At 53.8% G+C, this 24,429-nt stretch carries 22 protein-coding genes; 17 read left to right on the top strand and 5 right to left on the bottom strand.

Annotated elements, in window-relative coordinates; genetic code table 11:
• The first annotated feature begins 311 nt into the window (after positions 1-311).
• From GEOBRER4_RS12795 to GEOBRER4_RS12765, 7 genes are all read left to right on the top strand, one after another.
• Entirely contained in the window at positions 312-1,460 is a 1,149-nt protein-coding gene (locus GEOBRER4_RS12795; protein ID WP_185242625.1) for a glycosyltransferase, read from the top strand.
• Positions 1,453-2,757 (top strand): oligosaccharide repeat unit polymerase, encoded by a 1,305-nt coding sequence (locus GEOBRER4_RS12790; protein ID WP_185242624.1) that lies wholly within the window; start codon positions 1,453-1,455, stop codon positions 2,755-2,757. The genes GEOBRER4_RS12795 and GEOBRER4_RS12790 overlap by 8 nt, the downstream gene beginning before the upstream one ends.
• Position 2,758: 1 nt before the next feature.
• Positions 2,759-3,655: an FkbM family methyltransferase gene (locus tag GEOBRER4_RS12785; protein ID WP_185242623.1), complete on the top strand. Its 897-nt coding sequence runs from the start codon at positions 2,759-2,761 to the stop codon at positions 3,653-3,655.
• Positions 3,656-3,759: 104 nt separating this feature from the next.
• The gene (locus tag GEOBRER4_RS12780) at positions 3,760-4,863 is read left to right on the top strand and encodes a glycosyltransferase (RefSeq protein WP_185242622.1); all 1,104 of its coding nucleotides are present in this window, start codon (positions 3,760-3,762) and stop codon (positions 4,861-4,863) included.
• A gap of 26 nt (positions 4,864-4,889) precedes the next feature.
• Complete coding sequence (locus tag GEOBRER4_RS12775; RefSeq protein WP_185242621.1) at positions 4,890-6,005, top strand: glycosyltransferase family 4 protein; 1,116 nt, start codon at positions 4,890-4,892, stop codon at positions 6,003-6,005.
• Between the two features lie 81 nt (positions 6,006-6,086).
• A complete protein-coding gene (locus GEOBRER4_RS12770; RefSeq protein ID WP_185242620.1) occupies positions 6,087-6,686 on the top strand; it encodes a sugar transferase in 600 nt (199 codons plus the stop codon).
• A 34-nt stretch (positions 6,687-6,720) separates the two neighbouring features.
• Complete coding sequence (locus GEOBRER4_RS12765) at positions 6,721-7,896, top strand: DegT/DnrJ/EryC1/StrS family aminotransferase (RefSeq protein WP_185242619.1); 1,176 nt, start codon at positions 6,721-6,723, stop codon at positions 7,894-7,896.
• A gap of 683 nt (positions 7,897-8,579) precedes the next feature.
• Here the strand turns inward: GEOBRER4_RS12765 and GEOBRER4_RS12760 are convergent.
• Entirely contained in the window at positions 8,580-9,257 is a 678-nt protein-coding gene (locus GEOBRER4_RS12760) for a hypothetical protein (protein WP_185242618.1), read from the bottom strand.
• Between the two features lie 300 nt (positions 9,258-9,557).
• Between GEOBRER4_RS12760 and GEOBRER4_RS12755 the strand changes: the two genes are divergently transcribed.
• The 10 genes from GEOBRER4_RS12755 (at position 9,558) to GEOBRER4_RS12710 (ending at position 19,714) form a co-directional block, all read left to right on the top strand.
• Complete coding sequence (locus tag GEOBRER4_RS12755) at positions 9,558-9,815, top strand: AbrB/MazE/SpoVT family DNA-binding domain-containing protein (RefSeq protein WP_085812255.1); 258 nt, start codon at positions 9,558-9,560, stop codon at positions 9,813-9,815.
• A complete protein-coding gene (locus tag GEOBRER4_RS12750) occupies positions 9,809-10,210 on the top strand; it encodes a type II toxin-antitoxin system PemK/MazF family toxin (RefSeq protein WP_185242617.1) in 402 nt (133 codons plus the stop codon). Before GEOBRER4_RS12755 ends, GEOBRER4_RS12750 begins: the two co-directional genes overlap by 7 nt.
• Positions 10,211-10,518: 308 nt before the next feature.
• Positions 10,519-12,462 carry a polysaccharide biosynthesis protein gene (locus GEOBRER4_RS12745; RefSeq protein WP_185242616.1) on the top strand — a complete coding sequence of 648 codons (1,944 nt, stop codon included), beginning with the start codon at positions 10,519-10,521 and terminating at the stop codon, positions 12,460-12,462.
• Between the two features lie 189 nt (positions 12,463-12,651).
• Entirely contained in the window at positions 12,652-14,283 is a 1,632-nt protein-coding gene (locus GEOBRER4_RS12740; protein ID WP_185242615.1) for a capsule assembly Wzi family protein, read from the top strand.
• A gap of 183 nt (positions 14,284-14,466) precedes the next feature.
• Positions 14,467-14,718 carry a hypothetical protein gene (locus tag GEOBRER4_RS12735; RefSeq protein ID WP_185242614.1) on the top strand — a complete coding sequence of 84 codons (252 nt, stop codon included), beginning with the start codon at positions 14,467-14,469 and terminating at the stop codon, positions 14,716-14,718.
• A 159-nt stretch (positions 14,719-14,877) separates the two neighbouring features.
• Entirely contained in the window at positions 14,878-15,753 is an 876-nt protein-coding gene (locus GEOBRER4_RS12730; RefSeq protein ID WP_185242613.1) for an ExeA family protein, read from the top strand.
• Between the two features lie 24 nt (positions 15,754-15,777).
• The gene (locus GEOBRER4_RS12725; protein ID WP_185242612.1) at positions 15,778-16,530 is read left to right on the top strand and encodes a hypothetical protein; all 753 of its coding nucleotides are present in this window, start codon (positions 15,778-15,780) and stop codon (positions 16,528-16,530) included.
• Between the two features lie 40 nt (positions 16,531-16,570).
• A complete protein-coding gene (locus GEOBRER4_RS12720; protein WP_185242611.1) occupies positions 16,571-16,849 on the top strand; it encodes a YcgN family cysteine cluster protein in 279 nt (92 codons plus the stop codon).
• Between the two features lie 127 nt (positions 16,850-16,976).
• Positions 16,977-18,236: a DUF6178 family protein gene (locus tag GEOBRER4_RS12715; protein ID WP_185242610.1), complete on the top strand. Its 1,260-nt coding sequence runs from the start codon at positions 16,977-16,979 to the stop codon at positions 18,234-18,236.
• Between the two features lie 257 nt (positions 18,237-18,493).
• Positions 18,494-19,714, top strand: a complete 1,221-nt coding sequence (locus GEOBRER4_RS12710) for a hybrid sensor histidine kinase/response regulator (protein ID WP_185242609.1) — start codon at positions 18,494-18,496, stop codon at positions 19,712-19,714.
• Here the strand turns inward: GEOBRER4_RS12710 and mtaB are convergent.
• The 4 genes from mtaB to GEOBRER4_RS12690 form a co-directional block, all read right to left on the bottom strand.
• Positions 19,711-21,000, bottom strand: a complete 1,290-nt coding sequence (mtaB, locus tag GEOBRER4_RS12705; RefSeq protein WP_185242608.1) for a tRNA (N(6)-L-threonylcarbamoyladenosine(37)-C(2))-methylthiotransferase MtaB — start codon at positions 20,998-21,000, stop codon at positions 19,711-19,713. The two genes, GEOBRER4_RS12710 and mtaB, sit on opposite strands and share 4 nt — an antisense overlap.
• Before the next feature lie 171 nt (positions 21,001-21,171).
• The gene (gene cysE, locus GEOBRER4_RS12700; protein ID WP_185242607.1) at positions 21,172-21,840 is read right to left on the bottom strand and encodes a serine O-acetyltransferase; all 669 of its coding nucleotides are present in this window, start codon (positions 21,838-21,840) and stop codon (positions 21,172-21,174) included.
• A 100-nt stretch (positions 21,841-21,940) separates the two neighbouring features.
• Positions 21,941-22,864: a tRNA (adenosine(37)-N6)-dimethylallyltransferase MiaA gene (miaA, locus tag GEOBRER4_RS12695; protein WP_185242606.1), complete on the bottom strand. Its 924-nt coding sequence runs from the start codon at positions 22,862-22,864 to the stop codon at positions 21,941-21,943.
• On the bottom strand, positions 22,861-24,243 hold the full coding sequence (locus GEOBRER4_RS12690) for a S41 family peptidase (protein ID WP_185242605.1): 1,383 nt from the start codon (positions 24,241-24,243) through the stop codon (positions 22,861-22,863). The genes miaA and GEOBRER4_RS12690 overlap by 4 nt, the downstream gene beginning before the upstream one ends.
• Positions 24,244-24,429 lie beyond the last annotated feature (186 nt).

Here is a 24,429-nt window from a genome sequence, read left to right as displayed (position 1 = left end):
AAAAATGACTCTGATGCTCAAAATCTACCGTAAAGTAATCAGCTTATAGAGTGAGATCAATTCAACGGCAATCTTTTAATTGATCAAGGTGTTCCCTGGCCCGCCGTTCACGTCTACTTAGCCTTCTTAATCACCTTACAGGGACAGATCACCACTCTAGAACAGGTTCCAGATAGATTAAGCAGAAAGAAGACATTAGGTGCTAAATTATTGTCTATGCCATTTTGATCAGTGCTGTCTGCACTTTATACGTCACCTTAACGTACTTTAGATATATAATATTTTTGAATTCTCAAGAGGAAGATTTTAATATGAAGTTGCTTGTCATCGGAGAAGTTTCTGTAGTTGACAATAGATCATGTAATAGCAGAAATGGATCTTTCGATGCTCGAATGCTTAAATATACTGAATTTTTTGATAGCCTTGTCTATTTTGGGCCCGGTCAAGAAAAAATTTTAGAACTAGATGATTCAAAGAAATTATCCTATTGTAGCACCGCTGGTTACAATAAGAGTATTATAGGCCGTTCAAAACTATTACATAGTAGCGAAGTCAAAGAAAATCTTCTGCACATCATTCATGAATTCTCTCCAGATTTGATCGAACTGAGAGTGCCAAGCATTTTTACCTTATATTGTTATCATGTAGTTAAAAATTTAAAGATCCCGCTGATGTGCTACGTAGCTGGAGAATGGTCATCTAGTTTTGCAGCCAATTATAAGTTTCCTTTCTCATCATGGCTCGGTAACAGGCTTGAGCGTACTCTAGAGCCGATTATCAAGCAGTGCATCACTGTAGTAACTGGACATGTGCTAAAAAATAAATATAGTGGATTGGCTGATTGTTATCCTTACTATTCTACTACGCACGATGAAGTTCATGTTCCTACTGCTGCCAGAAACAACACGCTTATATACTTAGGGCGTTTGGAAAAACTAAAAAGAGTAGACCTGGCCATTCACGTTCTAAAGCACATAAACGATCTGTGCCATATACCGTTTAGATTAAAGATCTACGGTAACGGTCCTGAAAAAAAGGGACTAGTGGAACTTTCTGCAAAACTAGGCGTCCGCGAGTACGTTGATTTTTCTTCATATGAAAGGGACCGTGCTAAGCTCAGAATAGAACTTCTATCTGCCAAATACTTATTGCTTCTATCCAAAAGCGAGGGTACCTCTAAAGTTTTGCCCGAAGCGATGGCTCATGGCGTTATACCGGTAGCTATTAGGGGGGTTGGCAGTAACGATTTTATTCTGAACGATAATAACGGCCTGCTGTGTGATTCTGATGCCCACTCAATCGCTGCATCAATAATGAGTGTTGAAAGCAATGCGAGTTGTTACAGCAATATGGTTTCTGCTTGTTATAAATATGCCAAAGCACATACTTTAGATAATGAGCAGATAAAAATGTGGGAATGGGTTTTTTGTAAGATGAAAGAGCTTGATATACATGAATGATAACACAGTCCTAGCTTTTGTAGTTGCACTTGGCGTTATCGTTAGTGCGATAATGATGTTATTTCAAGATACGGTTGTTTTACTGTTGGCCCCGTTGCTTTACATAATAGTATGCATTTGCATTGTAAAGCTGGACATCATGCACCCAGTAACTTGGTTTCTTCCATTTTTTTATCTGTACCATTTCAGTATTTTATTGTTGCAGTATTTTGGCGTAAAGGATTTTTTAAATTATAAAATCGTTGTAGAAATAACTTGGTACTCCATATTTTTGAATTCTTTGATTTTTATACTGTTCTGCCCGCGCGAGTACGTAAGGCATAAAATACAGGACGATGCTCTATGCCGTGTATATAATCTTCTTTACGTGGCATTTTTTTTATTCGTTGTTTATTTGAATTACAGTTTTTACGATATGGGGCTCGTGTCCAAGACAGACTCCTCTGAAACTAACATGAAAGGTGTCTACTCCTTCATGAATTGGATGCTTGTGTTCTATACACTGCTCCTGGGGTATAAGCTATCTAATAAGCACAAAATTAATACACTCATGATTAGTGCCGGATTGTTATCGCTGTTCACAGCACTGAATCTTGGTGAGCGAGATGTATTTTTTACTTTTTTACTTGTTACAATGTTAATTGTTGACTACTATCGGCCAATATCACGTTTCATGCTAGTTGCTATTGCAACAGCAAGTATGATTGCCATACCCATACTTGGAGCAATGAAAAATGTTTTTTATAAAGATAGTATCAATTTTTCCAATGCAAATTATTTGGTAGCCTTGGCCGATGGCGAGTTTAGATCCGCTGGTTTTAATCTCTCCTACATTATCGATAGCCAAAAAAGTTGGCATTTGCGATATGGAGGAACACTGATAGACGATCTAATGCGATCGCTAGTGCCGAGTTTTATCGCTAACTTCAAAAACCCTACAGGCTGGTATAACCAAACCTATTTCCCTGAGATAGTTGCTGCCGGTCGAGGTTATGGATTCTCGGTCCTAGCTGAGGGGTATATCAATGCAGGCGCAGTCGGAGCGATTTTGTGGTCCTTTCTTCTGGCTATGCTCATTGTCTTGTTATATAGGGGTAAATGTAGATCTTTTGCTGGCATGGTTATATATGTGATGTCGATACCTATTTGTATTTATGCAATTAGGGGCGATTTTTCGACCATACTTTCACCCTTATTTAAAAATATTTTGTGTCCCATTTTTATGTCTTATTGCTTATCCATATTTTTCGTGCGCGGCAAGCGTTCAAACAATTTTAGCATCAGAGGGAGGGTATGATATGTTGGTAGCTGAAAAATTGCCATTTCTTTATAGAGTATACAAGCCTATAGACATGTCTTTAATGTATATGGGAAATGTTCGGATTCTAGGAAAAAGTCCCCTGACTATTCTACGCAATTACATCAATAGGTTTTTGTTTAAGGTAGTTTTTGTTGAAAAAAAAGTCGTAATATCGGAACTATATGATAATAGTAAGATATTCGTAAAGCTTAATGACCAGGCCTCCGCCTCGCTGTTGTTCGAGGGGAGAAAAAATGACGCAGTTGCTGACCGTTTAGTCGCTTTGTCTGACAGCGCTCAATGCTTCATTGATGTAGGATCTAACTATGGTTACTTCACTGTGGTGATTGGCCGCCGACATCCTGAAATGTCGGTTATAGCTGTAGAACCGAACCCTCAACTTGTTCGTCTAATTCGAAAGTCAGTGTACATTAATTCTTTGTCAAAAGTACAAGTTGTCTCTGCCGCCTGCGGCGATTGCCATGGTGAAATTTTACTGAATGTCAATGAAAATTCGAGTGGAGTATCTTATGTTTCTACAATCAACAGCACCAATAAGAGTCAAGTCACTGTCGATACCCTTCCTGTTGATGATCTCTTCTTGAAAGCATATGATCCTACTGATGCGCGTCCTGTACTATTGAAGATAGATGTGGAAGGTTTTGAAGTGCCTGTTTTTAAAGGGGCCTCTAAGCTTTTGGCCTCCAAGCCTATTATAGTGTGTGAGTTGAACAAGCAGACATACAATGAAATCAACAACATTGTAAATGGCTTTGGTCTATCAATTTACAAAATAGATGGAACTCCTGTAGATCATAAATATTTAAATTCTCTAGGGAGGAAAAACGTAGACGTTTTAGTTTGTTCTCCGGAACTTTTAAAGTCCGTAACCTAATAAATATACAATCAGGTCCGATCGCAGAATAGTATTTAAACTACACACTTACAGTGTTGAGTTACCCGTTATTTTGTCAGTGGGTAATCTCGGAGCGGCCTTATTTGAGCTTTTTACTTATAATTAACAGTCTAGAATGTGGTGGTGCCGAAAGGGTATTGGCCAGTTTAGCTAACGAATTTTCCAGTCATCGTGATCAGAAGATTACTATAGTTTCACTTGACAGTGAGGAGTCTTTTTTTCCAGTATCACCTGACGTGCAGATTGTTAGTGTCACTGGTTCAAGATTTTTAAAAGGACCGTTAAAGTTACTAGCTATCCCATATCAATCTTTCTTTGTTAGTCGTATTATCAAAAAGACTAAGCCAGATTTTGTTCTCAGCTTCTTACACCGAGCGAATATCGTTAACTTCCTTGATGCACATTTTCTTTCACGTGGACGAGCCGTATTTGTTTCTGAGCGTAGTGTATTGAGCAAGTCTTATAGCGGTTTCAAGATGTTATTATTTAAAAAATTACTAAAGTGGGCTTATGGCCATGCTGACAAAATCATAGCCATTTCAAGGGTAGTGAAGGAGGAATTGCTAGCTTTAGGTGTCAACGACGATAAAATTGTCATTATACCTAATCCTGTTAATGTCACCACACATAAAGTCTACAGCCAGAATTTTCATGTCGGCCTTCCATTGAAAATAATTACTACGGGCCGCTTGGTTCCTAGTAAAAGATTTGAACAAATTCTATTTGCTATTGCCGCTATAAACAAAAGTTTTATGTGTACCCTTGATATAGCTGGTAATGGTCCAATGCACGATTACCTATCCGATCTTGCTGCAACTTTGCAAATTCAAGACAAAGTCAATTTCCTAGGGTACGTATCAAATGTTACAGAAATCTTACATCACTATGATCTCTTTGTATCTGCTTCGGAGTATGAGTCTTTTGGCAATTCATGCTTAGAGGCTTCCGCTGCAGGATTACCTGTTGTTGTGCCTTCAGGGACAGGAGGAATAGAGGATATTTATCACTTTTCTGGACAAGGCGCTGTATTTTATCCCGGAGGGGATGTTTCTGCACTTGTAAATGCTATTGTAGACATGTACGAAAACAATAGATTTCATGTTTATGGAGTCCAGGGACATGAGCATTCACGGAAGTTTGATATTAAACAGATAGCAGATAACTATATGCAAGCTGTTTCCGAATAACTTGATGATCTTAGGTGGACTTGCCCATGAGAATTCTTTTTGTTGTTAACGATTCCAGTTTTTTTATATCTCATCGGTTGCCAATTGCACAGGGGGCAAGCAAGGCAGGGTATGAGGTTCATGTCGCTGCCCCAGATAATATTAAACAAGATCTTATTCAGTCGGAGGGGTTTTGTTTTCATAAATTTTTTTTGAATAGAAAAGGTGTTTTTATTTTACAGGAATTTTTGTCCTTCCTAAGTATTGTTAAGCTTTTTCAAGATGTAAAACCGGACATAGTACATCTAATTACCATAAAGCCGATTGTTTACGGTGGTATAGCATCTTTTTTTCGCAAAATACCTTCTATGGTTTATGCTGTAACTGGTTTGGGTTATATTTTTTCATCAACCGATTTGAAAGCTAAGATCATACGCACTATAATGACGCCTCTTCTTCATGTTTGTTTCAAACACCCAAATATGAAAGTTATCTTTCAAAATCATGATGACATGGAGTTGATGGTTAATGTCGCTGGTCTCAAGAATACGGCTTTAATACGCGGTTCTGGCGTTGATATGGATTTATTTCAACCTAGACAGATCCCATCAGATATGCCTACCGTAGTTTTAGCTTCACGAATGTTGTTTGATAAAGGCGTAAAAGAATTTGTAGAAGCTGCTCATCTGCTTTTGCAAGCGGGTTTAAATGCAAAATTTATTCTAGTCGGCGATACTGATTTGGGAAATCCGAAAGCAGTTCCGCGGAAACAGTTATTGGAGTGGCAAAAAGAAAAAGGTGTCGAATGGTGGGGGTACTGCGACAATATGCCTGATGTACTCGCACAATGTAGCATTTTTTGTTTGCCCTCTTTTTACGGAGAGGGTGTCCCGAAGGCCTTGATTGAGGCTGCAGCCTCGGGCCTTCCCATCGTGACTACAAATTGGCCCGGTTGTAGAGACGTGGTTGAGGATGGCGTTAATGGAATATTGGTTCCTGTGCGTAATGTGGACGCCTTATCGCTTGCTTTGAGGAAGCTTATTGAAAATCCTCACCTACGGCGTCAGATGGGTAGTCGTGGAAGAGCGATCGCTGAAAGTCAATTTTCCGTTGAACGAGTAGTTAAAGAAACATTGTCTGTTTACGAGGGCCTCGTAAGCTGAAGCGGTGATAACAGTAGAAGTCATATCTGGTCCAGCTACTAAGAGGACGGATGCTGCACATTATTCTAAGGATCATAACCAATGACTCTTTTAGATAAATCACTTAAACGCAGTTTTGATATCTTTTTTTCAGCAATCGGATTGCTTTTTATGAGTCCTCTTATTTTTTTAGCTTTTATTGTAGCCTCTTTGGACACGAAATCATGCGGTTTTTTTTTGCAACCTAGGGTTGGGATGTGCGGGAAAACTTTTAAGGTTATAAAAATCAGAACCATGAAGCCGTGCTCAAGCTTAAACACTGTTGTCACTACTTCAAAGGATCCACGGATCACTTTTTGCGGTAGGTTTTTCAGAAAATCAAAAATAGACGAGTTGCCGCAACTGCTAAACATTTTTTTAGGACAGATGAGCTTTGTCGGGCCTCGACCGGATGTGCCGGGGTTCGCAGATTTACTAGAAAACGATGATCGGATTATCCTTTCTATTCGTCCCGGAATTACTGGACCAGCAACGTTGAAGTATCGTCATGAAGAAGACATCTTAGCAGCCCAATCTTGTCCCGAACAATATAATAATACAGTAATATTTCCGGACAAGGTTAGGATTAACAAAAAATACATAGAAGAATACAGCTTTTTTGCAGATTTACAGTACATATGGAAGACGATATTCGGTAGATAAAATACAATTTGACATTGTGTCCATAGGTTGAGTCATGATCACAACGAGTTTCGGCCCTTGGCCGAGTTTTTCATCTGATGAGGTCGATGCTGTCCGCGATGTGCTTCTATCCAACAAGGTCAACTACTGGACCGGAACGGAGGGGCGCCTCTTCGAGAAAGAATTCGCTGCCTATTGTTGCGCAAGGCATGCCATTGCCCTGGCGAACGGCACCGTGGCTTTGGAACTTGCGCTCTATGCCCTTGGCATAGGCCCCGGCGACCAAGTCATAACCACTAGCCGAACCTTTATCGCCTCGGCAAGCTGTGTCGTGATGAGGGGCGCTATTCCTGTGATAGCCGATGTGGATTCTCTCTCCCAGAACATCACTGCGGAAACAATCCGCGGCCTGATCACCCCCAGGACCAAGGCGATCATCGCGGTGCACCTCGCCGGTTGGCCCTGCGACATGGACGCGATCATGGATCTTGCGCGGGAGCATGGGCTCAAGGTCATTGAGGATTGCGCCCAATGCCACGGCGCCACCTACAAGGGGCGTCCGGTCGGCTCACTGGGAGACGTGGCGGCCTTCTCTTTTTGTCAGGATAAGATCATGACCACCGGTGGGGAAGGGGGGATGCTTACCACCAACGACGAAAGGATCTGGCGCAGGGCCTGGGAATTCAAGGACCATGGCAAGAGCTACGATGCGGTTTACAACAGGGAACATGCCCCTGGGTTCCGGTGGCTTCATGAATCTTTTGGCACGAATTGGCGGCTGACTGAGATGCAATCAGCAATAGGCAGAGTACAGTTGGTGAAGCTGCCGGATTGGACCCGCATCAGGCGGCGAAACGCCGCTATCTTGACGGAGGGGTTCACGAACATCCCTGGTCTCCGGGTCACCGTTCCTCCCGAGCACATCGGCCACGCCTACTACAAGTATTACGTCTTCGTACAGCAGGAAGAACTGCAGGACGGCTGGGACAGGGACCGCATCATGAATGCAGTTGTTTCGGTGGGTATTCCTTGCTTTAGTGGCAGTTGCAGTGAAATATACCTGGAGAAGGCCTTCGATGGGATGCGCCCGGAGCATCGGCTGCCGGTTGCCAAGACGCTGGGAGAGACGAGCCTGATGTTTCTGGTACATCCCACGCTGACGGAAAAGGACATGTCCGACACCGTAGCTGCGGTGCGCAGGGTCATGCGTCAAGCCGCGCGTATCAAGTGACTAATCGTACAGCGTAGTCAACGGCATCGCACACGGATTTAGCGGATAACGCGGATAACCGCAGGTTAATCTGGAGAGAAACAAAGTAGTTGATCTGACCTGACCCACGCCAATCCGCAAAGACGCAAAGAAAACCTCTAATCATTCACAGTGAAGGAAGTGGATACCAGATTCAGAAAAAGCTGCAACACTTGTTTCCAAAAGGAGCTCAGCTTCTCCATAAGTAGTGCCGGATCTTTCTAATGTTGGTCCAGATTAGAAAAAAGTTGCATCGCTTGGAGCAAAACCTGCACCATTTGTAAATAACAGGTCCGGGTTTCTCGAAACCAGTACTACTTTTAGCTAATCTGTCCCTGTCTCATTCTAATTTAGTTCTTTTCCCTTAAAGTCCGGTCCCGTTTTTTTGATACAAGGCCGACCTTTTTCTAATCCGGTTCTTTTTCATTCTAGTCGATGCTTGTTGTTGAGGCGAAGTTGGACCGGAATTTTCTAATCTGTTCCCGCCGTGGAAAACATCGTCACAGTTTTTGGGAAAACAGTTCGATTTTAAGGAAAGCCGGACAGAGATGATTTAAGTATTGCAGATTTCTGGCGGGCAGGGGGTAAGGCTAAAGCCGGGAAAGAAAAACGCGGCGCATCTATGGATGTCGCCGCGTTTGCCGTTTCATTGTAAGAGTCAAACTTTACAGAACGAGGATGTTCACAGCCTGGGACCACGGGCTGACGCCGCCTTCCTGGTGGTACCTGGCCTTGAAGTAGAGTCGCTTCTCCGATTGTTGTCCTTTGTACTCTATGCGCGATTTGGCATAGATCCCCTGGCTTTTCCAGGAGGATTCATCGGAAGGGTTGTCAGACATCTGCAGTTCCGTGGTCGCCTTGTTCTTCGCCCTGGTTATCACGACAGTAAATGCACCCGCTAAGGGTCCCGAAGCCGATTGCACGTACTTCAACGCGAGCCCCGGCGTCTCGGCCAACAAATCAGTGGAAGAGGCGGAGGTGGGCTTGCCGCTTTGCTTTTGCTTGAGGTTGAAACCGGTGTTGAGCAGGATGCTGGGGTCGTTGCGATGCAGTGAGAGCATGGTGATATGCTTGCCGTTCATGATTACGGCAAGTTTCGTCTCTTCCCAGGCGGCTACCTTCTCCGCCTTCTTTTCACGGTCGCCGTTGGCGGCTGCATCGCGAAGCTGCCCCAGTAGTGCCGCTTTCTCCCGAAGTTTCTCAGGGCTGGTGAAGTACTCAGGGTACTCCTTCAGGGCTGGGTGTGCCGCCGTTTTGTCGGCAATGATGTTTACAAAAACGATGAAGTCGTTGATGCTGTAGCCGTTTAGGTTTAGATCCAGCAGTTCGGGTAAGGTTGTCATCCGAGTGACCTCCTTTAGGTAGAAATTCGTAGCAGGCTGAATGTTAGCATAAGCTAATAGTATATACAGCGGCTGCAACAACTTTTTTCCTTTGACGCAGGCGGAGACCGGTATCACGGCCTCGCACGCGGATTTAACGGAAAAGACGGATAGCGGCGGATTAACCTGGGAGAGAAACGTAATCCGCGTGCGACCGATTTGCGCATTTGATTGAGCGCAGCGAACGGGCGCGACGGTTTCCTTGACTGATGCAAGGCAAGTGTTTAAACTGTTGTTTAAACATCCAACGAGGAGAACGCCATGAGGCAAGCGGAAGCGGTTCTCGATTTGAAGCAGTGGGGCAACAACCTGGGGGTGCGCCTGCCGATGCGTGTGGCGCGTGCAGCACATCTGCACCTGAACCAGAAGGTTCTGGTTGCGGTGGAGGATGGGCGCGTCGTCATCACTCCTGTAGAAGAACTGGAACCAACGCTTGAGCAGCGACTGTCGCTTTTCGATCCTGCCAAGCATGGCGGAGAAGCAATGGCAGTTGAGCCTGTCGGTGCGGAAAAATGGTGAAGCGGCCTGCGGAATCCAGCCCGAAGCGTCAGTGGGTCCCCGAACGGCAGGATGTAATCTGGATTAATTGCAGCCCTCACGCCGGCACGGAAATGAAAGATCTCCATCCGCTGTTGGTTCTATCCCCCGCTGCATTCAATGAGCGGACTTCCTTGGTCATAGGCCTTCCTATGACCACTGCCGAGTATAACGCGGACAACCCTTTTGCAGTGGCGGTCGGTGCTGCAAGTGGCAGGAAGTCCGGTAAAACCAGTTACGTCCTCTGTCACCAGCCGAAATCCTTCGATTGGCGCAGCCGCAGCGGCGCACCGCATCCGTTGAAGCGTTTGTCCGATGCTCTTTTTACCCAGTGCTGCGCCCGATTGAATCAGATCATCCAAATAAAAGGCTGCTGAATCAACGGCATCGCACACGGATTTAACGGAAAAGACGGATAACGGCGGATTAATCTGAGAAAACAAAATGGTGGACTGCAGTTATCGTTTTTTTATCCGCGTGATCCGCGTGCGACACGTTTATGCCTTTGCGCTTTGAGCGAGCGCAGCGAACGGAGTGAGGCGATCTTGGTTTGCCGTCTATTGCCCCCACTAACGAGATTAGCGTTTGCTTTTCGCAGAGTTGGTGCTATAGTCATCTGTCTGCTTTGGCTAATGTGCTGGAGTTTAGTTTGGCTTAACTTTTATTCCATGGGGATGGGGGGGGCATGTTTCGCGCTAGAAGGTTCCTGGTTTTTTTCCTCGACGTTTTTCTCATCGCAACAGCTATTTCCCTCGCTTTCCTGCTCCGAGGCGATTTCCAAATTCCCCCCCACCGGATGGACTCCTTTCTCCAGGGACTCATGGTCGTGATGGTGGTCAAGCCCGTGCTGTTCCTTGCCTCCGGCATGTACCGAAGCATCTGGCGCTACGCGTCGCTCCAGGACGCGTACGAGATCTTCAAGGTCGTCACTCTCTCTTCTATCCTATCTGCCTGCATTATCATCTTCAAAGACGGCCCTTTCGCCATGCCGCGCTCGATATATTTCCTGGACTGGTTCCTGCTCTTCTCGCTGGTCGCCGCAAGCCGGCTTCTATGGCGTGTGTACCGTGAAACGAATCTGACGCCCCGACTGAGCAAGGGGAAGAGGACGCTGATCGTAGGCGCCGGGGCGGCGGGGAACCTCTTGCTCCGCGAGATCCGTAAACACCCGGATGCAGCCTACAACGTCATAGGCTTCGTGGATGACGACCCGGAAAAGCGCGGGCTGCGCCTGTCGGGAGTGCAGGTGTTTGGGGGGACCGGCCATCTGCGCGGCCTGGTGCGAAAACATGCCATCGAGGAGGTCATCTTCGCCATCCCCTCCGGCAACAACGAGCTCATGCGCCGGGTTATCGCCAACTGCGAAAGGACCAAGGCCCGCTTCAAGACCCTTCCGGGGATCACCGCCATCGTCGACGGCAATGTCTCCATGAACCAGATCAAGGACGTGGAGATCGAGGATCTGCTGGGACGCGACCCGGTGCTCCTCGATCAGACCGCGTTACGCAACTACCTTACCGACAAGCGGGTCCTCGTGACCGGCGCGGCAGGTAGCATCGGCAGCGAGATCTGCCGCCAGGTGGCACGTTTCAAGCCCGCGAAGCTGGTGCTCTTCGACCACGCTGAGACCCCTCTTTTCTACATCGAGAAGGAGCTTGCCAAAGCCTTCCCGGACCTGCGCCTCATCCCTATGGTCGGGGACGTGAAGAACCAGGAGCGCGTGGAGGCGGTGTTCGACGAGTTCTCCCCCGACGTCGTTTTCCATGCCGCGGCCTACAAGCATGTCGCCATGATGGAGTACAACCCGGCCGAGGCCGTGCTGAACAACGTCCTCGGCTCCAAGATCGTGGCGGACGCGGCGCACAAGACCAAGGTGCGCAACTTCGTCATGGTCTCGACGGACAAGGCGGTAAACCCCACCAACGTCATGGGGGCTACGAAGCGCAGCGCGGAGATCTACGTGCAGGCCCTGGCGGCTAAGAGCCAGACCAAGTTCACCACGGTCCGCTTCGGCAACGTCCTGGGGAGTAACGGGAGCGTGATCCCCCTCTTCAAGGATCAGATCAGAAACGGTGGACCGGTGACCGTCACGCACAAGGATGTGGTGCGGTATTTCATGACCATACCTGAGGCGTCGCAGCTGGTGATGCAGGCCGGCTGCATCGGACGCGGCGGCGAGATCTTCGTTTTGGACATGGGAGAGCCGGTGCGGATCCTCTCGCTGGCCGAGGAGCTGATCAGGCTTTCCGGCTTCATCCCCTACAAGGACATCGACATCCAGTTCAACGGGCTGAAGCCTGGAGAAAAGCTGTTCGAGGAGCTTTTGATAGACGGGGAGGGGGTCAAGCCTACGAGTCACAAGAAGATACGGGTGATGGCTCCGGTGGAAACCGACCTGAGGAAGGTGAGCCGGGATCTGGAGGAGCTTTTCGGGTATGCCAGGAACCAGGACATCGGGGAACTGCTGAAATGTTTGCGGTGCATAGTGCCGGAGTTCGTGCCGCGTTACGACTTCGAGGTGGCGCCGCCTTTTGCTTTCCAAAGGGTCCGGCCCGACCTCTTCCCGCCGCAGAAGCTCACCCTGGTGAGGAACCTGCGGCTAAGCTCGAAAGAGGGCTCCGCAGCCTAAACAACCGAATCAACGGCGTAGCACACGGATTTAACGGATAAAGCGGATAACGGCAGATTAATCTCATTGCATAGTTTAATCAGACGTTACGGATTTTGTTTCCGCGTCATCCGCGTGCGATGGTTCTGACCTGCCGTTCAAGCCTCTATTTTTTTATCGCCTTTGCGGCTTTGCGTGAGATTGGATTTTATGAGATTTTTCCTGGCAGCACTCGTCGTCGGTATCACAAGCTTCGCTTCTTCCGCTTTTGCCCTTTCCTCTGCGAACATCCCCCTGGACAGCCCCATCTATCTGTACCTGGAAAAGCTCTCGGGTTATGGCCTTGTCTCTGGCGACGTCAAGGGGATCCGCCCCTTCTCCAAAGCCGAGGCGGTAAGGCTCACGAGGGAGGCGGAAGCGCGACTTGCCTCCGGCGACCACCCGCGCCTTGCGGTTGAAATGGTACAACGCTTGAATGAGCTCTTGCCGCGCGAGGCTGCTCTTTACGGCGACGAAGGAAAGGCGAATACTCTGGAGTACCAGCCCCTCGCCTCGGCACGCCTTCGCTACGTCCATCTGGATGGTAAGCCCAGGAGCTATTTCCGCGCGGTGCACGACGCCGGCAACGACGGCGTCTTCGGCATCGGCAGCGGCCTCAGGCCGGCGACACGTTATCCTCATCCGACCCAGCAGCGCGGCTCGGAGGGGACCCCGCTTTTCGAGAACAACGACGGCGTGGCCTACCACTCCGGCTCCAACCTCGATCTGCGCGGCAGCGGCGAGGCTTACTGGGGGGCGAAAGGGACCCTGCTCGTCGAGCCGATGCTCCTTTGGTCGGAAGAGACCGATGAGGCGACGCTGCGCCTGAACCGGGGCTATCTGAAGTTCGGCGGCAAGGGGCTGGAGCTTGAGGCCGGGAGGGACGAGAACTGGCTTGGACCGGGATACCGCGGCGCCATCACCTTTACCAACAACGCGCGCAACATGGATCTTGTGAAACTCTCGAGCCCTGAGCTTGTCTCCAGCAAGTACCTCTGGGACCTGAAATATACCCTGATCTTCTCCCAGCTGGACAAGACGGTGACCGACGGCAGGGAAAGGGAGCCGTACTTTTTGGCGGCGAAGCTGGCCATGAAGCCGACGCAGAATATCGAGTTCGGCATCAACCTGGGGCGCCAGGTGGGAGGCCCCGGGGTGAGAAACGGCCTCGGGGACAACGTGCGCGGCCTGATCGGCGGATTTAGCCAGGACAACTCCAACTCCGTGGCTGGGGCGGACCTCCGCTTCAGGCTCCCCTGGCTTAGAAACAGCGAGCTGTACGGCGAGTTCTCGGGGGAGGACGCCGCGGCGTTCTGGCCCATCGTCGAGAGCTACGTCGCCGGCTTCTTCATCCCTGCCCTGACCGAGAGCGGGCGGGACGACCTCCGCTTCGAATACTTCCGCGGCAACGAGATACTGTACGCCAACGGGACCTTCCCCGAGGGTTACCTGTACCACGGGCTCCCGATCGGGCACTCGCAGGGGGGGGCGGCCCAGGAGTGGTTCTTGCGCTACAGCCACTGGTTCTCGGTCAGGAACAACCTGGCTCTCGAAGGGATGCACGGCACGCGCGGAGACCATGGTCAGGTGACCGTCGATGCAACGGGTGCTTTCGATCCTGCCGGGGGCATGCAGGCTGTCGAGCGCAGGAATGCGCTGCGCGCCTTCTGGAGCTTTCCCGTGCAGGGGGAATGGAGCGCGCTTGTCATGTACGGGCACGAGTGGATCGACAACCTGGAACTGCGCCAGGGGGAGAGCCGCAAGAACCAGCTCGTACGCGCGGAGCTTTCCTACAAATACTGAGAAAACACGGCAAAGGCATAGCACGCGGATTACGCGGATTCAAAAAACGATAACTGCCGATCAAACTCTTCGTTCATTTTCGCAAGCAACCAAGGAGCGAAGGTAAGACGTCCGCGCCAGGCGCTCCTTGATTTCAGTAAGGCAGTGTGGCATAGTCCTTCAGGTGGTTTCTGGGGGCGATGCATGAAAAAAGAAAATCTTGAAGTCATTCTGGAACAGATGAACGGCAAGTTCGACTTGGTGCTGGAAGGGCATGCGGTGCTCCGCAATGAAATCCGGGAGTTGAGCCGCAAGACCGACGAGCGCTTTGATTTGGTTGATTTCAAGATCGATACTTTGAACAAGAAGATCGACGCCGTCGCCGCCGATCTATCAGCCCACAGGGCCGATACTGAAGCCCACCATCGCGTTTATCGGGTCATGGAGCGCGAGTAAGGATCCTCTTTCTCTTCTTATCGTTTCAATCTGCCAATATTCCCCTCCCAGCCCCCAGCCCCTAGTCCCTATCCCCCGGGTTTCCCCTTTATTTATCGAGAGATTCGCGCTATATTCACTGGCCTGAAAATCGAACCAGTCCAAAGGACGCGTGCCGCCATGTACTGCGAATTCTACGGCTTCCGGGAAAGCCCCTTCACTATCACCCCCAATCCCAGGTTCCTTTTCCTAAGCGACCACCACAGGGAGGCGCTTGCGCATCTCTTGTACGCGGTGGAAAGCCGGGTTGGGTTCGTGGAATTGACCGGCGAGGTCGGCACCGGCAAGACGACGGTGCTGCGGACCTTTTTGAACCGTCTGGACGGCAGGGGACACCGCACGGCGCTCATCTTCAACCCCTGCCTTTCCTCGCTGGAACTCCTCAAAAGCGTAAACCGCGAGTTCGGGCTTTCCTGCGACAGCGACAGCCGCGTCGACCTGCTGCAGGTATTGAACGAATTTCTCCTGGAGCAAAAGGCCGCCGGGCACAGCGTGGTGCTGGTCATGGATGAGGCTCAGAACCTCTCCCCGGAGGTGCTGGAACAGATCCGCCTCATCTCCAACCTGGAAACCGAGACGGACAAGCTGATCCAGATCGTCCTTTCCGGACAGCCCGAGCTGCTGGCGGTGCTGGCGCGCGAGGAACTGAGGCAGTTGAACCAGCGCATCACGGTACGCTACCACCTGCTCCCGATGGATTTCGACAGTACCCGCCGCTACATAGATCACCGCATGGAACTTGCCGGGTGCCACCGCGCCGCCGAGTTTTCCAACGCTGCCCTGAAAAGGATCTTCCGTTTCTCCGGCGGCGTCCCGAGGCTCGTGAACGTCGTCTGCGACCGGGCCCTTCTCATCGGCTTCACCCACGAAAGCCGCATCGTATCGGGCAGCATGGCGGCGCAGGCTGTTTCAGAGGTGGCCGGGCGCACTCCCTACGGCATAGCAGCCAGGGTTTTAACGCGCGTTTTCGGGCGTATGCCGGGCTGGTTCAACTAAGATCAGATCAACTGAGGGATCTCTATGAGTTCTATACTTAAGGCGCTGGAGAAGGTGGAGGACGCGCAAAACCAGAAGCGCAATACCGGCACCGCCGGATTGGGGAGAAAGCGCGAGCGCAGGCCGGCCTGGGTGATCCCGGCCTGGTCGCTGGGTGGCGCGGCAGTCGCCACGCTCATCACCTACACCATCATGGGGGGATTCGGGAAGTCGGCTCCCCTTCCCGCCCCGATCGTGGCAACGGCGCCGCAACCCGCTGCTAAACCGGTCGCCAAAGCTGCCGCCCCCGCCGCCAAAGCGGTTCCTTCACCGGCTTCTGCGGTCATCGCGGCGCCGGCGGCACCGGCGCCTGTAAAAGCGCCCGCAAAGCCGGCAGCGCTAAAGCCCGAACAAGCAAGGCATGAGGCACAGGCACCGGTGCGAAAACAGCAGGTTGCTGCCGCCCCTAAACAGTCTGCCAAACAGGCTGTCAGGGCGCCTATCTCTGTCAAGGTACCGGCGCCGCCGGTTCCAGTTCGTCCGGCTGCCGTGCCGGTTGCGCCGGTGGCGGGCCCGCCGCGCCAGGTGGCCGGGGACAAGTCCATCCAGGAGATCCGCGTGACCGGCATAGCCTGGCAAAACGACAGCCAGTCAAGCTTCGCCATGGTGAACGGCCGGCCGGTCCGTCAGGGTTTTGTGGTAGACGGCTACAAGGTGGAGCAGATACTTGAGAACAGCGTCAGGTTTTCCGGCGCGAAAGGGTCCGTCACCATCCCGCTGGGAGCATCCGAGCAGTAGGGCCCGCGGCTGGTCGCGTTAAGGGGAGGGGAGGAGAGCGATGTCAGGAGGCAAGCTTAGTAGGGAACAATGGGAGGGGCTTTGCGAGCAATGCGGCCTCTGCTGTTTTGAAAAGATCGAGGACGAGGATGGCAGGATCCTGTTCACCTCGACCCCCTGTCGCTACCTCGATATCGACACCAGGCGCTGCAAGATCTACCAGAAGCGTTTCAAGATCTTCCCGGAGTGCGTGGAGCTCACCCCCGAGCTGGTGAAAGATCTGAAATGGCTGCACAGAAGCTGCGGCTATAAGAAGGCGATGAAAAAGGGGATCATCTAGAAACCCCAGAGGCATCGCACGCGGATTTGACGGATGACGCGGATAACGGCAGATCAATCTGAACTTCGAACGTTGAACTTCAAACTTTGAACTTCGAACCGGGTTTTGAAAAAAAAGGAGTCGCATATTGGCAAGTGTTGAAAACAGAAAATTGGTTGCAGCAAGGCTTTCGCAGTCGGATTTCCAGGCGCTTCCGCTCGAGAAGAAGCGCGAGTACCTGAAGACGGTGCCGGCGCGGGAGAAGATGGACCTGATCATCGCCGACCCGAACGCCAAGAGGGTGGCCGCCACCCTTGAGCCCCAGGAATTTTTCTGGATGGTAAAGGAGGTGGGCGAGGCTGACGCGCTGGAACTTTTGCAGGCGGCTTCCGCGGAGCAGTGCGTCTTCATCCTCGACATGGAGACGTGGGACGGGTGGACTTTTTCCGAGGAGCAGGTGCACCACTGGCTGGAGAAGTTCATGGAAGGGGGAGAGCCGCGCGTTCACGAGCTGTTGCAGCAGCTGGACTTCGAACTGCTGCAGCTTTTCCTGAGCCGCGAGATCGAGGTCGGCGGGGGGGTCGGCGACCAGTCCAACGACCAGGAGCGCCTCTCCGAGTACGATCACACCTTCGACGGCGTCTTCATGATCAACTTCAAGAACCAAAAGCACAGCCAGCTGGTCGGTGACTTCCTCTCCATGCTGATCAAGCTGGACAACCCCCTTTACACCGCCCTGATGGAAGGGGCCAAGGGGGACGTCGACCTGGAGCTGGAGGAGCAGTGTCAGAGGTTCCGCACCGGAAGGCTCCAGGACCTGGGCTTCCCTCCGCTGGACGAGGCGCTCTCCGTCTATGCGCGGGTGAACCCGGACCAGTTCCAACTGGAAGGTGGTAAGGAATTGAGCCCGGCAGGTGAGGGGGGACAACTGGTGCCGGTTGGCGCCGACGAGGGGACCTTCTTTTCCCGCGCGCTCGCCCTGGCCGCCACGCCTACCCTGTTCCAGGAACTGAACTACCTGGTCAACAGCGCGCTAGTCGCGGAAGGAAAGGCGTTCCAAGAGCCCGAAGCGATGCTGGAGGTATTGCACAGGGTAAGCGGCTACCTGAACATTGCGCTGGAGAGGCTGGCGCCTGGAGACGAGCAGAAGGCCGCCGGGATACTGGCAAGCGAGCAGTTGAAGAGGCTTTTCCAACTGGGCTACAGCCTGGTGCTGCAGTTGAAGTTCAGGGCGCAGGAGCTAGAGACGGCAGACTACGCTACCGGAAAGCTCCTCGGGGGGCTCAAGGCCAAGCGCCCCCGGTTCTATCGCGGATTGGACCCGGACGGGGTCGACGGTTACCGCGAGTTCAGGGATCTTTCCGACCTTGAGCGCACAGCCGACATGCTGAACCAGCTGAAGCCGTAAACCCTCAAGCTTATTCCCCTGGCCCCTTTCCTTCGCATCCCGGAGGGAAGGGGGCCGCTTCCCCCGATGCATGCGCCCCCCTTTGGCGCCTCTTCAATTGCAAATCAATAACCCATTGGTATCATCTTTAACATTTGTTGATCGGCCGCGGCGCGGTATCTGCGCGGTTTTGTCACCTGCCGCTCCGGATGCCTCCAAAGCTTGCCTTGAGAGGACCGCTGACGGGTGGCCTGGACAGGGGGGTATCGGGGGTACGGATGAAGGTGCTAGTCGTCGACGATTCCCGCAACGATCGCAAGATCATCCGCTACAACTTCGAATGGCACGGCTGCCAGGTCGTGGAGGCCTCCAACGGCAAAAAAGGGCTGGAACTGGCTGCGGCGGAGAGGCCGGACCTGATCATCTCAGACTGCCTCATGCCTGTCATGGACGGGTTTCAATTCCTTCACGAGATCAAGGAGTTCCAGGATCTCAGGTCCATCCCCTTCATCTTCTATTCCGCCGTCTACACCGGGAGCCGCGAGGCGGAAATGGCGACTTCGCTCGGGGCCCGCGCCTTCCTGGTAAAGCCCATGCGTCCCGAGGAGCTTTGGGATGAGGTGGGAAGGCTCCTGGCGGCGGAGCCAGCCGAACCTGCCGAGGAGCAAAAGCCGTGGCGGGAGGAGGAATTCCTCAGGAACTACAGCCAGCTCGTGGCAGGGAAGCTTGAGGAGATGGTCCGTGAGCTTTCCGAAACCAACGAAAGCCTGCTCAGGCTGAACGGAGAACTTGAGCGCAGGGTGGTGGAACGTACTTCGCAACTGGAGGCCGCCAACCGGGAGCTCGACATGTTCAGCTACTCGATATCCCACGATTTGCGCGCCCCCTTGCGGCACTTGGAGGGGTTCAGCCAGGCGCTGATCGAGGAGTACGCCGCGAAGCTGAACCATACCGGGAAGGAGTACCTGGAGCGGCTCAGGAAGTCGGCCCTGCGTCTCACGGACATGATCGACGCGCTTTTGGAGCTGTCGCGTCACAGCAGGGGAAAGCTGGTCAAGGAGAGCATGGACCTGAGCTCACTGGCTGGAGAGGTTGCGGCACAGCTGGCACGGTCCCAGCCGGAGCGAAAGGTTTCCTTCGAGGTGGCGGAGGGGATGATGGTGCGCGGGGACGCGCGGTTATTGAAGGTGGTGCTGGAGCAGCTTATCGGCAACGCCTGGAAGTTCACCGAACCCCGCGGCGACGAGGCGCTGGTCGAGGTATTCGCCACCGAGCTCGACGGCCGTCCCGCCTGCGCGGTCAGGGACAACGGGGTCGGCTTCGAGATGGGTTATGCGGACAAGCTCTTCTCCCCCTTCCAGAGGCTGCACGCCCAGAACGAATTTCCGGGCCGGGGGATCGGCCTTGCCATAGCCAGGAGGATAATCACCCGTCACGGAGGGAAGATCGAGGCCAAGGCCGAACTGGGGAAGGGGGCTACCTTCACCTTCGCCGTCTAGCTTTCCTTGAACACCCGCCCCAAAAGCTCGCCCCCCTTGGCGCCGGTCACCCGTACCGTCACCTCGCGGTTCACCAGCCCCTGGCTTTCTTCGAGCAGCACCGTCAGGTAGTTCCTGGAAAGCCCCTTCTCCCCTTTTTGCACCAGCACCTTCAGCTCGCTACCGACAAACCCCGCGGCGTAGTCAGTTTTCTTTTGCTCCGACAGTGCCCTGAGCGCCTCGGCACGCTCCTTGATCACCCTGGGGTTTAGCTGCGGGGTCATGGTCGCAGCCGGGGTCCCCGGGCGCTGCGAGAAGGGGAAGACATGCAGGTAGGCAAGCGGCAGCGATTCGATGAAGCGGTAGGTCGCCTCGAACTCCTCCTCGCTCTCTCCGGGGAACCCGGCGATCACGTCGGAGCCGATGCAGACCTCAGGCAGCGCCGACACGAGCGACTGCACCACCTGCCGGAAGAGGGCGGTGTCGTAGCCGCGGTTCATGCGGGCGAGGACGCTGTCCGAGCCGCTTTGCAGCGGCAGGTGCAGGTGCGGGCAGACCATGGGGGAGCGGGCCATGAAGTCGATCATTGGCCGCGATACCTCGGTCGGCTCAACCGAGCCGATGCGCAAGCGCCGCACCAGCCCCTGTTCTTGCGCCTTTTCCATCAGCCCCAATAAGTCCGTCGGCGGGGCGAGGTCGAGGCCGTAGGCCCCCAGGTGGATGCCGGTCAGGACCACCTCCTGGAAACCCTGGGCGGCGAAGGCGGCCATGCCGTCGAGTGCTTCCTTGACGGCGACGCTCCTGCTGGCCCCCCTGGCGTAAGGGACGATGCAGTAGGCACAGCGTGCGTCGCAGCCGTTTTGAACCTGCAAAAAGGCTCGCGTGTGCTCGGCGAAGCTTTCCAGGGGGGCGGTCTCCCCGGTCTTTTCAAGCGAGATGTCGCTCACCACGGCCCGCGGTTCCCCGTCGAGCCCTTCGAGGAAGGAGACGATCCCCTTCTTCTCGCTGTTGCCGAGGATCAGGTTCACCCCGGCCAGCTTCAGCAGTTCCTCGCCGTTCATCTGCGCGTAGCAGCCGGTGACGACCACGCGCGCCTGCGGGTTCATTCGGGTGGCCCGCCTGATCAGCCGGCGCGATTCGGCATCGGTCTTCGCCGTCACGGTGCAGCTGTTGATGACGTAGATTTCCGCCTTCTCAGAGAAGGGGACCATGCTGTAGCCGTTTTGCTCCAGCGCCTGGGTCATGGCGGCCGATTCGAACTGGTTGATCTTGCAGCCGAGGGTGGTGATGGCGATTGTCTTACTCATAAATCCTTTGTCTCACGCAAAGACGCCAAGGCGCAAAGAAAAGATGGAAACAGAGACGGTTTCCATCCTCTTTATCGCCTTGGCCGTTGTTGACATGCTCTGCGTTATCTTTTGGTGTGTGCTGTTTGCGGCTTTGCGTCTTCAAGTGAGCGCAGCGAACGGTGAGTTGCTTTACCCCAGCTTCTTCTTGAGCTGCTCGTGCTCGGCGGCGAGCGCCGCGTATTTCCTTTCCAGCTCGCGGATCTGGTCGAAGAGGCAGGAGATGGCTTTGGCCTCCGGGTCGGGCATCTTGCCGTGTTCCAGGTCCAGGCGCTCCTGCGGCTTCTCGGTGGCCATCACCACGCGGCCGGGGATACCCACCACGGTGGAGTTCGGGGGGACTTCCTTCACCACCACCGAGTTCGACCCCACCTTGCTGTCTTTCCCGACGGTGAAGGGACCGAGGATCTTGGCGCCTGAGCCGATCACCACGTTGTCCATCAATGTCGGGTGCCTCTTCACCTTCTCCCAGCTGACCCCCCCCAGGGTGACGCCGTGGTACAGGGTGACGTTGTCCCCTATCTCGGCGGTCTCCCCGATCACCACCCCCATGCCGTGGTCGATGAAGAAACCTTTGCCTATCGTCGCGCCCGGGTGTATCTCGACGCCGGTCAGGAAGCGGCCGATGTGGGAGGTGAAGCGTCCCAGGAACCAGAGCTCGTGCTTCCAGAACCAGTGCGAGATCCTGTGGAACCAGATCGCGTGGAGCCCGGGGTAACAGAAGATCACCTCCAGCACGCTTCTTGCCGCCGGATCTCTGTCAAATACTGCCTGTATGTCCGATTTGATCCTTGAAAACATCGGTACCCCCCTGGGCTTCAGTACGGAGGAGAACAACTACAACTCCGTCCGCTTTTTGTCGTAGCATACCACACTGTTTACGTCAATAATTATGTGTCAGCTAGAGTCCCGCCCTCCTGATCAGCTCCAGTGCCTCTGCCAAAGGATCGCCGCCACCTTCGACCCAGTTGATGACGGTCCCCTTTGTCTGCATCTTCCTGAACCAGTTCTCCTGCTTCTTGGCAAAGTCGTGTATGGCGCTGTTGAGCTTATGGAACATGTCGTTTCTGGGGAGTTCGCCCTTCAGGTAGCGCGCGAGGTAGCGGTACTCGAGCCCGTAGAACTCGAGCTGTTCCCAGGTGACGCCAAGGGCGTGCAGCCTTGCCACCTCCTCGACCATCCCTTGCTCCAGCCGCTCTTGGAGCCTTTGCGTGATCCGCTTTCTCAACTCTCCTCGCTCCCACCTGATCCCCACGGTTAAGGGGGTGAGCACGGGCCAGTCGTCGCTTCCCCCGCCTTGGTGCTCGGCTATCTCTATCGCCCTTATCAGGCGGGCGCGTTCGGTGAGGTCGGTGCTGTTGTGGAGCCTTGGGTTGGAGCGGACCAGCCGCGCGGCGAGCTCTTCCATGGTGAGGGACGCCAGCTCCTCCCTTAATGCCGGGTCCTGCGGCACTTCGGGGAGGCGGTAGCCGCGCAGCACGCAGTCGAGGTACATGCCGCTCCCACCCACGAGGATGGGGAAGGCGCCGCGGCTTTTGACGTCGGTGAAGGCTGTGAGGAAGAGCCGCTGGAACCGGAAGAGGTTGAATTCCTCCCCCGCCTGGGCCACGTCGATCAAGTGGTAGGGGATTCCCTGGTACTCGTGCAGGTCCTTCCCGGTGCCAAGGTCCATGCCGCAATAGACCTGGCGCGAATCGGCGGAGATGATCTCGCCGTTCAGCACCCCTGCCAGCTGCACCCCGAGCCTGGTCTTGCCGGAGGCGGTGGCGCCCAGGATGACGAGCAGGTCCGGGGTCCGGCCCGCCAGGTCGAGATCGGCCGTCAACGCCGGCCGCTCGCTTTGATGAGGTTCACTCCCCTGAGGAGGTCTAGCGCCCGGGCCAGCTGGTTGTCCCCCTTCAAGAGATCCTGCTCCTTCACCTCCTTGCCGCTTTGCTTTTGCTGCGGAGCGGCAGGTATGCCGTGGTGCGGGTTGGCGGGGGGCTGCTTCGCCGGGCGCGCCGGTGCCTCGCCCATGTGCCCCTCAAGGTTCTCCTCGCGGATCTCCGGCTCCTTCCCGGCGCCCTTTTCCTTCTCTTTATCTTTGGAGGCAGGCTTCGCGAACTCCACCACGATGTCCGGCGTGATCCCCTTGGCCTGGATGGAGCGCCCGCTGGGGGTGTAGTAGCGTGCCGTGGTGAGTTTGAGGCCGTCCCCGTTCTCCAGGGTCATCACCGACTGCACGCTTCCCTTGCCGAAGCTCTGGGTTCCCATGATCACGGCCCTCTTGTGGTCCTGCAGCGCGCCGGCGACGATCTCCGAGGCGCTGGCACTGCCGCCGTTTATGAGCACGACCATGGGGTAGCCGGGTTCCTTGTCGCCGATGGTCGCGGTGAGGCTTCTCTCCATCGAGGGGTCGCGCCCCTTGGTGGTGACGATGACCCCCGAGGAGAGCCCTTCGCCGATGAAGCGGTTGGCGACGCGGTAGGCCTGGTCCACGAGCCCTCCCGGGTTGAAGCGCAGGTCCAGCACGAGACCGGAGAGCGGGCCTCCATTGTCGGCTGCAAGCGTCTTCAAGGCCCTCTCGAAGTCTTCGCCGGTACGCTCCTGGAACTCTGCGATCCGGATGTAGCCGTAGCCGGGCTCTAAAAGCCTCCCTTTCAGGCTCTTTGTCTTGATGACGGCGCGCACCAGGCGGAAAGTGAGCGGGGCAGGGTTTCCCTCGCGCAGGATGCCGAGGGTGACCGAGGTTCCCGGAGTCCCGCGCATCCGGCTCACGCACTGGTTGATGTTAAGGTCCGCGGTGGGCTTGCCGTCGATGGTCCATATATGGTCGCCGGACTGGATCCCGGCCCGGAAGGCGGGGGTATCCTCGATGGGGGCGTTCACCATGAGCTTGCCGTTGCGCATCTCGAGCTCGATGCCGAGGCCGCCGAAGGCGCCTGCCATGTGCACCTTCATCTCGGTGTAGTCGGTGGCGGGGAGGTAGAGGCTGTGGGGGTCGAGCGCCGCCAGCATGCCGTTGATGGCGCCGGCCATGAGCTTCTTGTCGTCGACCTTGTCCACGTAGCTTTGCTTGACGATGCCGACCACCTCGCGGAACATCTCGAGGTATTCCGCCTCGCTTCTTTTGGCCCGCTCCTCCCGGTCCAAAAGGGGGAGCATCAAGACGAGCGAAAGGAGGAGGAAGAGTGCTGCAAATGCGGCGAAGACCTTTTTTGACATCGGTAGAGCCTTTATCTGTAAAATCGCGCGGATAGTGGGGAGCCTGATACTGTAATTTCTGCCGAGGGAGATGTCAACTGCTATTGGGGGGAAGGGGAGTCGAGCCGGAGCAAAGCCTTCGCCTCACCTGGAGGAGCCGGTTGGGAAACCCATTGACATTGCGTCTGCTTTTGATGCATAACCCAA

Origin of the sequence: Citrifermentans bremense, assembly GCF_014218275.1 — a bacterium.
In the GTDB taxonomy this organism is placed as follows: Bacteria; Desulfobacterota; Desulfuromonadia; order Geobacterales; family Geobacteraceae; genus Geomonas; species Geomonas pelophila.
The sequence above is the reverse complement of the archived record's forward strand: the minus strand, read 5'-3'. Positions and strand labels throughout refer to the sequence as shown.